At 66.9% G+C, this 12,379-nt stretch carries 11 protein-coding genes and 1 pseudogene; 10 read left to right on the forward strand and 2 right to left on the reverse strand.

What is annotated here, in order from left to right; all coding sequences use genetic code 11:
• Window positions 1-2: 2 nt before the first annotated feature.
• The 6 genes from hpaI to ACZ0AV_RS09680 all read left to right on the forward strand — a co-directional run bounded on the left by hpaI (window position 3) and on the right by ACZ0AV_RS09680 (window position 5,603).
• Window positions 3-821, forward strand: coding sequence for a 4-hydroxy-2-oxoheptanedioate aldolase (gene hpaI, locus ACZ0AV_RS09655; protein WP_499150841.1), 819 nt, complete (start codon window positions 3-5; stop codon window positions 819-821).
• 43 nt (window positions 822-864) lie between these two features.
• Window positions 865-2,319 (forward strand): NAD-dependent succinate-semialdehyde dehydrogenase, encoded by a 1,455-nt coding sequence (locus ACZ0AV_RS09660; RefSeq protein ID WP_499150842.1) that lies wholly within the window; start codon window positions 865-867, stop codon window positions 2,317-2,319.
• A 67-nt stretch (window positions 2,320-2,386) separates the two neighbouring features.
• The gene (locus ACZ0AV_RS09665) at window positions 2,387-2,935 is read left to right on the forward strand and encodes a hypothetical protein (protein ID WP_499150843.1); all 549 of its coding nucleotides are present in this window, start codon (window positions 2,387-2,389) and stop codon (window positions 2,933-2,935) included.
• A 232-nt stretch (window positions 2,936-3,167) separates the two neighbouring features.
• A complete protein-coding gene (locus ACZ0AV_RS09670) occupies window positions 3,168-4,466 on the forward strand; it encodes an NAD(P)/FAD-dependent oxidoreductase (RefSeq protein WP_499150844.1) in 1,299 nt (432 codons plus the stop codon).
• Between the two features lie 53 nt (window positions 4,467-4,519).
• Window positions 4,520-4,885 (forward strand): cupin domain-containing protein, encoded by a 366-nt coding sequence (locus tag ACZ0AV_RS09675; RefSeq protein WP_499150845.1) that lies wholly within the window; start codon window positions 4,520-4,522, stop codon window positions 4,883-4,885.
• A 46-nt stretch (window positions 4,886-4,931) separates the two neighbouring features.
• Complete coding sequence (locus ACZ0AV_RS09680) at window positions 4,932-5,603, forward strand: helix-turn-helix transcriptional regulator (RefSeq protein ID WP_499150846.1); 672 nt, start codon at window positions 4,932-4,934, stop codon at window positions 5,601-5,603.
• 49 nt (window positions 5,604-5,652) lie between these two features.
• Here the strand turns inward: ACZ0AV_RS09680 and ACZ0AV_RS09685 are convergent, their stop codons facing one another.
• Both ACZ0AV_RS09685 and ACZ0AV_RS09690 read right to left on the reverse strand, forming a co-directional pair.
• The gene (locus tag ACZ0AV_RS09685) at window positions 5,653-6,741 is read right to left on the reverse strand and encodes a substrate-binding periplasmic protein (RefSeq protein ID WP_499153338.1); all 1,089 of its coding nucleotides are present in this window, start codon (window positions 6,739-6,741) and stop codon (window positions 5,653-5,655) included.
• Between the two features lie 33 nt (window positions 6,742-6,774).
• A pseudogene (locus ACZ0AV_RS09690) lies at window positions 6,775-7,392 on the reverse strand (methyl-accepting chemotaxis protein); the annotation flags it as partial.
• A gap of 219 nt (window positions 7,393-7,611) precedes the next feature.
• On the opposite strand from ACZ0AV_RS09690, the gene ACZ0AV_RS09695 reads away from it, so the two are divergent.
• From ACZ0AV_RS09695 to ACZ0AV_RS09710, 4 genes are all read left to right on the forward strand, one after another.
• On the forward strand, window positions 7,612-8,622 hold the full coding sequence (locus tag ACZ0AV_RS09695) for a helix-turn-helix domain-containing protein (RefSeq protein WP_499150847.1): 1,011 nt from the start codon (window positions 7,612-7,614) through the stop codon (window positions 8,620-8,622).
• A 65-nt stretch (window positions 8,623-8,687) separates the two neighbouring features.
• Window positions 8,688-9,617, forward strand: coding sequence for a SphA family protein (locus ACZ0AV_RS09700; protein WP_499150848.1), 930 nt, complete (start codon window positions 8,688-8,690; stop codon window positions 9,615-9,617).
• A 10-nt stretch (window positions 9,618-9,627) separates the two neighbouring features.
• On the forward strand, window positions 9,628-10,857 hold the full coding sequence (locus ACZ0AV_RS09705; RefSeq protein WP_499150849.1) for an MFS transporter: 1,230 nt from the start codon (window positions 9,628-9,630) through the stop codon (window positions 10,855-10,857).
• A 60-nt stretch (window positions 10,858-10,917) separates the two neighbouring features.
• A complete protein-coding gene (locus ACZ0AV_RS09710) occupies window positions 10,918-12,357 on the forward strand; it encodes an amidase (RefSeq protein ID WP_499150850.1) in 1,440 nt (479 codons plus the stop codon).
• Window positions 12,358-12,379 lie beyond the last annotated feature (22 nt).

A 12,379-nucleotide genomic window follows, 5' to 3' on the forward strand; every position in this document is an offset into this window, starting at 1 on the left:
TCATGGACATGCCCATCAATCACTTCAAGCAACGCCTGCAATCGGGCGAGACGCAAATCGGCCTGTGGCTCGGCCTGGCCGATCCCTACTGCGCCGAGCTGGCCGCCAATGCCGGCTTCGACTGGCTGCTGATCGACGGCGAACACGCGCCCAATGACCTGCGCGGCCTGCTCGGCCAGTTGCAGGCCGTGGCGCCCTACGGCAGAGAAGCGGGGGGCTCTCAACCGGTGATTCGCCCGGTGATCGGCAACACCGCGTTGATCAAGCAGCTTCTCGACATCGGCGCGCAAACCCTGCTGGTGCCCATGGTGGAAAGCGCCGAACAGGCCCGCGAGCTGGTGCGCGCCATGCGCTACCCGCCCAACGGCGTGCGCGGCGTCGGCAGCGCCCTGGCCCGCGCCTCGCGCTGGAACAGCGTGCCCGGCTACCTCGACAAGGCCGACGAACAGATGTGCCTGCTGGTGCAGATCGAGAACCTCGAAGGCCTGGCCAGGCTGGACGAGATCGTCGCGGTCGACGGCGTCGATGGCGTGTTCATCGGCCCGGCCGACCTCAGCGCCGCCATGGGCCACCGGGGCAACCCGGGGCACCCGGAGGTACAGGCCGCCATCGAAGGGGCCATCGTGCGCATCGCCAGCGCCGGCAAGGCCGCCGGCATTCTCAGCGCAGACCAGACCCTGGCCCGCCGCTACATCGAACTGGGCGCGCGGTTCGTCGCCGTCGGCGTCGATACCACGGTATTGATGCGTGGCCTGCAGACCCTGGCTGCGGCCTTTCAAGCTGTGCCCGCACCGATCACCAGCGGTGGTGGCGTGTACTGAGCGCCGTCATCACCACGGCTTTACCCGCATTGTCGAGAACCCCATGAAACTCACCGACCAGACCCTACTGCGCGAACAGGCCTACATCGATGGCCAATGGACCAACGCCGATGACGATGCCCGCTTCGCCGTGACCAACCCGGCCAACGGCGAGCTGATCGCCAGCCTCGCCTCTCTCGGCCGCGCCGAGACGGCCCGCGCCATCGAGGCTGCCCACGCCGCGTTGCCGGCCTGGCGTGACCGCACGGCCAGGGAGCGCAGCGCGATCCTGCGCACCTGGTTCGAGCTGATCATCGCCAACCAGGAGGACCTGGCCCGCCTGCTGAGCTGGGAACAGGGCAAACCGCTGGCCGAAAGCCGTGGCGAGATCGCCTACGGCGCCAGCTTCATCGAGTGGTTCGCCGAGGAGGCCAAGCGCGTCTATGGCGAGGTGATCCCCCACGACAAGCAGGGCCGCCGCCTGGTGGTGATCAAGCAGGCCATCGGTGTGGTAGCAGCCATCACCCCGTGGAATTTCCCCAACGCCATGATCACCCGCAAGGTCGGCCCGGCCCTGGCCGCCGGCTGCACCGTGGTGCTCAAGCCCGCCTCGGAAACCCCGCTGTCGGCCCTGGCACTGGCCGCGCTGGGCGAACGCGCGGGCATTCCGGCCGGCGTGCTGAACATCGTGCCGGGTACCCGCTCAGGGGAAATCGGCGCGCAATTGACCGCCAACCCGCGGGTCCGCAAGCTGTCGTTCACCGGCTCCACCGGCATCGGCAAACTGCTGATGGCGCAGTGCGCCGACACCATCAAGAAGGTCAGCCTGGAACTGGGCGGCAACGCGCCTTTCATCGTCTTCGACGACGCCGATCTGGACGCCGCCGTGCAAGGCGCCCTGGGTTCGAAATTCCGCAACAGCGGGCAGACCTGTGTGTGCACCAACCGCCTGCTGGTGCAGAGCGGCGTGTACGAGGCGTTCAGCACACGCCTGGTCGCTGCCGTGAATGCCCTGAAGGTCGCCCCGGCCAGCGAGGACGGCGCCCAGCAAGGTCCGCTGATCAACGCCAAGGCCGTGGCCAAGGTGCAGGAGCACATCGAAGATGCGCTCGGCAAGGGCGCCAGGCTGCTGGCCGGCGGCACGCCCCATTCGCTCGGCGGCAACTTCTTCGCGCCCACGGTGCTGGGTGATGTGACCCCGGACATGCTGGTCGCCCGCGATGAAACCTTCGGCCCGCTGGCGCCGATCTTTCGCTTCGACACCGAAGAGCAGGCCGTTGCGATGGCCAACGACACCGAGTTCGGGCTCGCCGCCTACCTCTACACCCGCGATCTTGGCCGTGCCTGGCGCGTCAGCGAGGCGCTGGAGTGCGGCATGGTCGGCGTCAACGAGGGGCTGATCTCCACCGAGGTCGCGCCCTTTGGCGGCATCAAGCAATCAGGCCTGGGTCGGGAAGGCTCACGCCACGGCATCGATGACTACGTCGAGTTGAAATACATGTGCCTGGGTATCGCCTGATCCCGGGCCTTCCCCGCTGCTTGTCACCCTTTGGCCCCTCACCGGGCCTTTTTTTGGAGACGCCGCCATGCTGCGCCGGCCCGTGAAACACCTGCTGAGTATCCTTTGCCTGGTCGCGCTGGCACGCCCGGCCGTGGCGCTCGACTCCGCCTACCTCGCCGCCCTGGACAAGGAGCTGGCCAACCGCGCGGTTGCACTTGCCGTGGTGCCGGCACTGGCGGCGCGCCACGCCGGCACGGTGCAAGGGCGGTTCTGGCTTGCCTACGCCGACCTGGAACACGCCCAGGTGCCTCGTTACCAGGCCGAGGCCCGTCGCCATGGCCTGGCCGATACACGCAGCGGCGGCGTCAAGGCCTGGGGGTCGAAGGTATTTTCCTGGCTGCTGGAGACCACCTTCGTGAATATGCTCGCCGGCGCCACCGCCGACTACCTTGCCGAGCTGCAGGCCGTGCAGCCTCCCGATGACGCCGAAAGCCGGGCGTTCTGGGCCTACGTGATCGAACAGGAGCGCGCCCAGGTCGATGCACTGGGCCACGCCAGCAACGGAGACTTCGAGGCCGCGGCAGCACGCCTCGAAGGCTTCACCGCGGCGCAGGCCAGCGGGCTGCCGCGATGATCGCCATGCTGCGCCGGCCGCGTTCGTCTGCAGGCAATCAAGGCCCGGGCGCGCCACGCACCACAAGCGCCCAGGCTCAACCGCGGGCGCCCGCAGAGCCCGCCGCGCACAGGCCGAAGCGCCCTGTCAGGCAGGGTCAAGGGCGACGACAGACAGGAACAAGACGCGCGGGGGTGACAGGGGTCTACTATCCGTCAACGCAGGTATCTCCCATCGTGTCCAGGTCGTTGCCATGATCAACATCGAAACCCCCACCTACTACACCGCCACCAAGAAGTACGACCTCAGTTTTCCTTCGCTGGACCAGGACCTGGAAGCGGACGTGGTCATCATCGGCGGTGGTTTTTCCGGTATCAACACGGCGCTGGAGCTGGCGGAAAAAGGCATCACCAACATCGTCGTGCTGGAGGCCCGCTACCTCGGCTTCGGCGGCACCGGGCGCAATGGCGGACAGATCATGGCCGGCATCGGCCACGACATGGAAAAGATCAGGAAAGACGTCGGCGAAGACGGCCTGCGGCAGATCTTCGAGATCAGCGACATGGGTGCCGACATCATCAAGGAGCGTATCGCCCGGTACGACATCGACGCCGACTTCTGCCACGGCTATGGCTACCTGGGCTTCAATGCGCGCCAGGAAAAGACCCTGCGCGCCTGGGAGCGGGACTTCAAATCCCTCGGCTCGCCCCACGAAATTCGCTTCCTGGGCGGCTCCGAGGTCAAGCAGATCATCGGTTCCGATGCCTACGGCAGCGCCCTGCTGCACATGGGCGGTGGCCACGTGCACTCGCTGAACCTGCTGCTTGGCGAGGCCAAGGCCCTGAGCAGCTATGGCGTGAAGATCTTCGAGTACAGCCCGGCGCTGGACGTGACCTACGGCGAACGCATTACCGTGCGCACCGGCAAGGGTTCGGTCAAGGCCAGCAAGTTGCTGTGGGCCTGCGACAGCTTCCTCAACAAACTGGAGCCGGAACTGCATCGCAGCACCATCAATACCTACGCTTTCCAGATCATGACCGAGCCGCTGTCGGACGACATGATCCAGCGCATCAGCCCGATCCGCGGCGCTTACAGCGACATCCGCCCGGTCATCGACTACTACCGGGTGACCAACGAGAACCGCCTGCTGTTCGGCGCCGCCACGCCCTTCATCGAACACATCCCCAACGACCTCAAGGCCTGGAATCGCAACCTGATGCTGAAGATCTTCCCCTACCTCAAGGACGTGAAGATCGACCTGGCCTGGGGCGGCCCGATGGCCACCAGCCCCAACCTGTTCCCGCAGATCGGCAGCCTGCCGGGTCGCCCCAACGCGTTCTTCGTGCAGGGCTATTCAGGCTTCGGCGTGACTCCCAGCCACATCATTTGCAAGGTACTGGCGGAGGGCATGAGCGAAGGCTCGGCGCGCTATGACCTGGTCAGTTCGATCCGGCGCATCAACGTCATCGGCAAGGACCACTTCCGGCCCCTGCTGCTGACCGGCGGCAAGACCCTGCACCAGCTGTCCGGCTACTGGAATGGCCGCCGCTGACCACCCGCGGCGGCCCATCGAAACCCTCTTTTCCCTGCACAGGAGCAATCCCCATGTCACTCACCGCCATCAAGAACGGCATCACCCTCGACCAGCTGGACGCCTGGGGCACCGTTGCCGATCTGGGCTCGGAGATCCTCGAAGGCGAGGTCCGGTGCTTCGGCAAAATGACCGCCGGCGCGCCGACCGACCCGGTCAGTGCGGCCTATTTCGGCACCACCAAAGGCAAGTTCCGGATGACCTATCCGTTCAGCGAGCAAGCCACCATCGTCACTGGCGAGGTGCAACTGACCGATGAATCCACCGGCCAGACCAGCCGCTTCAAGGCCGGCGACAGCTGGTTCGTGACCCAGGGCACGCCCGTGTTGTGGGAAGTGCTCAGCGACAGCTTCGTCAAGCACTACTACGCCGTCGCCTGACCCCGCGGCGCCGGCCTCGGCTGGCGCTTCATGCGGCGAGCGCAGCATGCCAGCAGTCACCCACGAGCCCCCGGGCGATTTCGGTCGCCACTGCCTCGCTGCCTTCCGCCAGCTCGTGCCGGCATCGCAGGGCGCCTTCTACCGCATCGACGCGCAACTGCAGGCATGCGACTTCATCCTGCTGGACATGCTCGACCCGATGCACGATGCCTACCTGCACCACTACCGCCATGTCGACCCCCTGCGGCCGGGCCATTGCCAGGCCGCAGGCACTCCGGTAGTTCCCTTGCACGCCGGCCTGGCGCTGCAAAGCGAGGCAGACAACCGCGAGTACCGGCGCTTCCTACAGCAGCATGCCGTGGTCGATGTGGTGGAGATAATCGCCCTCGTCGACGGCAAGCCGAGCGCCGGTGTTTCACTGCTGCGCGGCACGCGGCTGGGCCCTTTCCGGGCTGACGAGCTGGCCTGCCTGCTGCCCCTGCAAGGGCTGATGCAGCTGGCGGCGCAGAGCCAGCCGCTCTGCGCCGACAGGCGCCTGGCGGGGCTCACGCCACGCGAGCGCGAGCTGGCCGTGCTGCTGCGCGACGGGTTGCCGAACAAACTGCTGGCACGCCAACTGGGCCTGGGCCTGCCAACGATCAAGACGCACCTGCTGCACCTCTATCGCAAGGTCGGCGTGCGCAACCGCACCGAGCTGGTCAGCACGCTGTTTCTGTGACCTCATCGGCCGCGTGTTGCACTGCGGCCGGCTGGAGCTCGGCATGCCCTCAGCGCGGCAGGCGCGCCAGTTCACGGGCGTCGGCCACCCCCTTGAGTTCCAGGCTGCCGGCAGGCGCAACCAGCGCGCCCCCTTGCCAGGTGGTTTCGATTTCCTTGCGCCGTGCGCTGTCCTGGAACTGTTCGAGAAACGCGTCGACCCTGGCCAGCAAGCTGGCATTTTCGCCGCGCCGGGCCACCCCGACGCCGTAGTGCCAGAGCCGCTCGCCGAGCGCTTGCGGCAGGATCTCCAGCTTGCCGAACCAGCGGCTCTGGCGATGGCTGGCAGCCCAGTGATACACCGGCCGCTCGGCGGCAAAGGCATCCACCACGCCCTCGACCAGCGCGTCGTGGATGCGTGTCTGATCGGAGAACACCATCAGGTTGGCCAACTCGACACGGCCACCGGGCAGATGACGATTGGCCGACCAGCGCACGCCGAGCTGCGCCAGGGTTTCCAGGGCCACGGGGTCGTTGCCGCAACCGAGCACGCGGCCCTGCAGATCGGCCAGGCCGGCAATGCGCTCGTCACCCTGGCGACGGGCGAGAATCAGCGGTGCAACACTGTAGGGGCGAGAGAACGCCAGATCGTTGAACGCCGGGGAAACCGGCAACGCACTCCACATCAGGTCGGCCGGTGCCTCGCCCGCGCGCCGACCAAAGGCCAGCAACGACATGCAGTGTTCCCAGCCATGCTCGATGAACTCCACCTCGACGCCGAGCCATTGGGCAAAGGCCCTGACGTAATCGGCATCCAGGCCGCGCAACGGCTCGCCGGGCCGCTGGCGAAACGACATGCCAACCAGGTTCGGCTCGATGGCCACGCGCAGGCGCCCGCGCTCGAGCACCGTCGCCAGGCGGTCCTGATCGCAGCGGGTGGCGATGCGTTGCTCGCCGAGCAGGCGCTGCAGGCGCCTTTCGGCCGTCACGCCATCCACCAGCGCCTCGCCTGCACCGCGGGCGATGCTGCCGGCGCGCTCGCCCAGGCCCAGCAGGTGGCTCAGCCGCTCGCCCAGTTGCGGCGCACTTTCGAGGATCACCCGATTGGTCTGCTGCAACCCCTCGACATTGCCACTGATAGTGGCGAACAGCGTGTTCATCTGCCCCAGCGAGGCGTCCAGCTGGCGAGTGAGCAGCTCGAAGCTGCCCTGGCTATGGGTCGACACACTGGCCATGCGCTGTTGCAGGGGGCTCAGGTCCATGCGCTCGGTGGCATCACGGGCACTGAGCAGGGTGCGCTGAGCGAGCTTGCGAACCTCGTCGGCAACCACCGCGAAACCGCGCCCCGCCTCCCCGGCCCGGGCCGATTCGATGGCCGCGTTCAGCGCCAGCAGGTTGACCTGCCTGGCGATGTCACCAATGTCGCTGAGCACCGTGATCACCTCATTCGACTTGGCGGTGAGCTGCACGGCCACTTCGTCCAGATGCTGGCGTATATCGCGCTCGACCTGCCTCAGGTGTTCGCTCAATGCCTGCTGCATGGCTTCGGCCAGCGCATTGCTCTGGCGCATGTGCCCCGCCGAATCGCCCAGCGCATGTTCCATCTGCTGGCCCCTGCGCTGAATCTCCACGCAAGCCTGGCGGGCGCTGTCCAGCCCGGCTGCGGTGGCGCTGGCCAGGCTGGTCAGCAGTTCGAACAAACGTTGCGACGGCCAGTGGGTGGGATTCGCCACCGCATGGGGCACTTCGGTAACAACCGCGGGTACCACCTCGACCGGTGGTGACGGTTTGCTGAACCAGCTTCTAGGCATGACAGGGCGCTCCAGGATGATTGGCGAGCCTTTTCTTACCCGGCGGCGCACCCCGATGCTTGTTCCGCCTTGCCACACCTGTTGGCCCTGAGTGCCAGGTTAGCGCCCATCGATGGCGGGCTTATCCGTTTTCGGCAAAGCTTGCCGATCACCCGCCCGAGGGAACGGAAATTGCGTGTTTTGCGCTCTATCAGCGGTCGTTGCGAAAGGGTTTCGAAAATGCACAGTCAAGCCGTCGTCGGCAGCACCCCTGCCGGCGAAGCAGCCATCACCGACAACCTCATCCACTACCGGCAGACCCAGGATATCGAGGAGCACGCCCAGAGCCTGCAAGGCTGGAAGCTGCGCTACGATCAGCTCGGCGCCGGTCAGTTCACGGGGGAGCTGACCGAGATACACCTGAGCGGCATGCAGCTAATCCGTGACCGCTCCAGCCAGGCGATGGTCAAGAATGGTGCAGCCTGGCCCGGCTCGATCACCTTCAGCATGCCGTTGAGCGCCAACCCGCACTTCCACTGCACCGGCCACTCGATCCACGAACCCAGCCTGCTGGTTGCCAGGGCCGAGCAGCTACCGGAGTTGCGCGTGCCGGGTGGGCTGGACCTGATCTGCATCGCCATCGACGAGCAACCGCTGCAGGACGCACTGCAGCGCCAGCACCGCGAGCTCGACTTGCAGCGCCTGCCAAAATGCTACCGCCTGCTCAGCGACTTCAACCAGCACGAGCTGATCCGCCTGTTCGGCGATGTGCTCGAACAACACGGCAGCGGCACCGCGCTGCTCGACCACGTCACCATTCGCGGGGCCATACGCGACGCCATCCTGATGCACCTGCTGGAGCTGATCGACAGCGAAGACGACCACCCGCTGCCCCTCAGTGCCCGCAAGCGCATGGTCGACCGCGCCCGGGATTACGCCCTGGCCAACTGCGACCGCCCGCTGAACATCCTCGAGCTGTGCAACCAGATCGGCGCCAGCCGCCGCAAGCTGCAGTACTGCTTTCAAGAGACCCTGGGCACCAACCCGGTGGCCTACCTGCGTGCCCTGCGCCTGAACGCCGTGCACCGTCAGTTGCTCCTGGGCAACGGCAGCGATTCGGTGCAGGCGGTGGCCGCGAACTGGGGGTTCTGGCACCTCAGCCGCTTCGCCACGGACTACCGCCAACTGTTCGGCGAGCGCCCTTCCGACACCCTGCGCCGGGCACGGGGTGGCTGTGCTGAAATCGGATAACACCCTATCCCTAGAGCCCCTAGGCTGGAGCCCGTACCAGCCAACATAAGAAAAAGGGGTTTTCCATGCACAAAGAAAGAAAATCACCGCTGATCGCCTCAGGATTATTGCTCTTCCCATTCCTCCTCCCGATCGCTGCGCAGGCTACCGAGAATGGCGCGCCCACCACGGCGGCCGGCGTTTACGACTTCGGCGCAGGCATGTCGCCGCCTGCCACGCCGTTCGGCACCCTGGGCCTGCGCACCGCCTACTACTCGGCCAACGTGCAAAAGGACCGCAATGGCGACAAGGTCGACAACGCCTTTTCCCTCGACGTGCTGTCCATCGGCCTGGCCTACATCCGCATGACCGACCGGCAACTGTTCGGTGCCCAGTACGGCTTCGGGGCGGTGATGCCGTTCTTCCAGATGGACGCGCGACTGAAGGTCAACACTCCGTTCGGCCCGCTGCGCTTCCAGGAGGAAGTGTTCCGCCAGGCGGACCTGCAGGTGATGCCCCTGATCCTGCAGTGGAACCTGTCGCGCAACCTGTTCGTCAACAGCCAGCTGCAGATCCAGGCCCCCACCGGCGACTACGACGAGGACCGGCTGATATCGCCAGGCGTCAACCACTGGACGGTGTCGCCGATGCTCAACGCGACCTGGATCAGCGATGGCGGATTCGAAGCCTCATCCAGCTTCCAACTGGATTTCAACACCCGCAACCGCGCCACCGACTACCGCAGCGGGGTCGAATATCGTCATGAGTTCGCCGTTGGCCAGCACGTCGGCCCCTGGACCGTCGGGCTTGGCGGCTACTACTACCGCCAACTGACCGATGACGACGCCCCCAACCTCGACCACGGCAACCGCGCCCGGGTGTTGGCGGTAGGCCCTGCCGTGAGCTTCTTCAAGCCCGGCCTGCCGCCGGTGTGGCTGCACGCCTACAAGGAGTTCGGTGCTCGCAACCGCGCCGAAGGCCACACCATCGCCCTGCGCGTCTCTCATAGTTTCTGAGGCCATCACCATGTCCATAGAGCAATCCGTTTCAGCGGCGGCACCGTCACGCCAGGCCAGCGGTCGTCGCGAAGGCGTGGTGCTGCTGCTGGGCAGCAGCCTGACCATCATGGGCGCGGTGATGGTCGCCCCCATCCTGCCGAAACTGGGCGCCGAGTTCGGGCCCATCGAGCCGCGCGCCGACATTCTGGTGCCCCTGGCGGTGACCGGCCCTGCGCTGGCCATCGCCATCGTCGCCCCGCTGGCCGGCTGGCTGGCCGACAAGGTCGGGCGCAAGGCGCTGCTGATCGTCGCCACGCTGCTCTACGCCGTGCTCGGCGTGGTGCCCGCGCTGCTCAACGACCTGCCGAGCATCGTCGGGGCGCGGCTGCTGTTCGGGTGCGCCGAGGCGGCGATCATGACCTGCTGCGCGACCCTGATCGCCGATTACTGGCGCGGCGAAGAGCGCATGCGCTTCGTCAACCTGCAGGTGGTCACCATCGGCCTGGTCGGCGCGCTGTTCTTCTTGCTCGGCGGGGTTCTCGGCGAGCACTCCTGGCGCCTGCCGTTCTACCTGTACCTGCTGCCATTGCTGCTGGTGCCGGCGATGGTCCGGGTGCTTTGGGAGCCTTTGCGCACCACTGCACCGAGCGCTCATGACCAGGGTGACGACCAGGTGTCCATTCCCACTCTGCTGGTGGGCTACCTGCTGATACTCGGCGGCATGATCCTCAACTTCGTCGTGCCAGTGCAGACGCCCATCCTGCTGGTCAGCCTGGGTGTCACCTCCAGCACGATGATCGGCGCCTGCGCCGGGCTCGGCCTGCTGGCGACGCTCGGCGGCTCCCTGACCTGGCCGCTGCTGCGCAGAACCCTGGGCATCGCCGGTTGCAACGCCCTGTTGCTGGCCCTGCTGGCGCTGGGCCTGTGGCTGCTGATGCGCGCGCAGAGCTATCAGGACGTGCTGCTGGCCTCGACCATCCACGGTATTGGCGCCGGGCTGCTGGTCCCCAACGCCATGGCCCCGGTGATGAATGCCCTGAGTGCCAGTACTCGCGGCCGGGGCCTGGGCATCTTCACCGCCTGCCTGTACATCGGCCAGTTCGTCAGCCCGCTGGTGGTCGCCATGCTCGGCGGTTTCGGCCACGACCTGCGCGGCGCCATCCAGTGGCTCGCCATCGCCAGCCTGGTCGGCGCTGCCGCATGGGCCGTGACGGCGCTGCTCAAGCCTCGTCACGGCGCGCTAAGCACCCACCCGTAATCCCTTCCATCGAGCCACCGCGGGTTTGCCCGCGGCGGTCATCATCATTCGAGGATCACCATGCAAGACATCCACGCCCTCATGGATCAACACGATGCCACCGGCCTGGCGCAACTGGTCGGCAATGGCGAAATCAGCCGCAGCGAATTGCTCGAAGCCAGCATCGCACGCCTGGAGAAGGTCGAGCCGCAGCTCAACGCGGTAGCCGAGAAGCTGTATGACAGCGCCCGTTCGGCAACCCCCGTCGACGGCCCCTTCGCCGGCGTGCCGACACTGATCAAGGACCTGTTCTCGCCACTGACCGAAGCGCGCATGAGCAACGGCTCCCTGGCGCTCGGCGAAGCCCGCATGGGCCTGGACGACGCCGTGGTCGCGCGCCTGCGCGAGGCCGGCTGCCAGTTCATCGGCACCACCACGTCGCCGGAGTTCGGCACCTCCTACACCACCGAATCGACCCGCTTCGGCGCCACCCGCAACCCCTGGAATCCGGCACATAGCGCAGGCGGCTCCAGTGGTGGCGCAGCAGCGCTGGTGGCCGCGCGCGTGGTGCCCTTCGCACACGGCAACGACGGCGGCGGCTCGTTACGCGTACCGGCGTCGTGCTGTGGCGTGTTCGGCCTCAAACCGAGTCGCGGTCGCCTGCCTAGCGGGCCACTGGTGGGCGAAGGCTGGGCCGGCATGGGCACGGCCCACGCGATCACCCTGTCGGTACGTGACAGCGCGGCGCTGCTCGACATCACCGCCGGCAGCGACCTCGGCGCGCCGTACGCCGCCCCCTGGCAGGACGAGCCGTTCGTCGACAGCCTGCACCGGGTGCAGCGCCCGCTGCGCATTGCACTGGTCGAACACCTGGCGCCCTGGAGCAGCGGCCCCCAGGCCCTCGCCGCGGTACGCCACGCCGCCAAACTCTGCGAGTCGCTCGGCCACCACGTGGAACCGGCGGTGCTGCCGGTCGAGCCACTGGCGTTCCTCGACCAGGTGTTCGACGTGATCGGTGCCAGCACCCGCAGTTACCTCGACCTGGTCGGCGAGATGCGCGGCCTGCCGGTAACCGACGAGGAGCTGGAGCCGCGCACGCGGGTGATCCTGCGCGAAAAGGGCGGCGTCAGCGGCGCCCGTTATGCCAGTGCCGTGGAGAGCATCCACGCCCTGGGCCGCAGGCTGGCGCACTTCTTCGTCGACTACGACATCGTGCTCACCCCGACCCTGACCCGCGAGGCGCCGCTGATCGGCAGCCTGGACGTGTTCGACGATCGCATCGACCTGGCCACGCTGATCGAGCATTTCCACAGTTACTCGCCGTTCACCGCACTGTTCAACGCCAGCGGCCAGCCGGCGATGTCGGTGCCGCTTTACTGGACGCCCGAGGGCCTGCCCCTGGGCGCGCATTTCGCTGCCCGCTTCGCCGAGGAAGGCACCCTGCTGGCCCTCGCCGCGCAGCTGGAACAGGCACAGCCCTGGGCGGCGCGCGTGCCACCGGTCAACGCCCGGCGCACGTGACCAGACCGCGGGGTATCAACCA

The organism is Pseudomonas sp. AC532 (genome assembly GCF_979258965.1).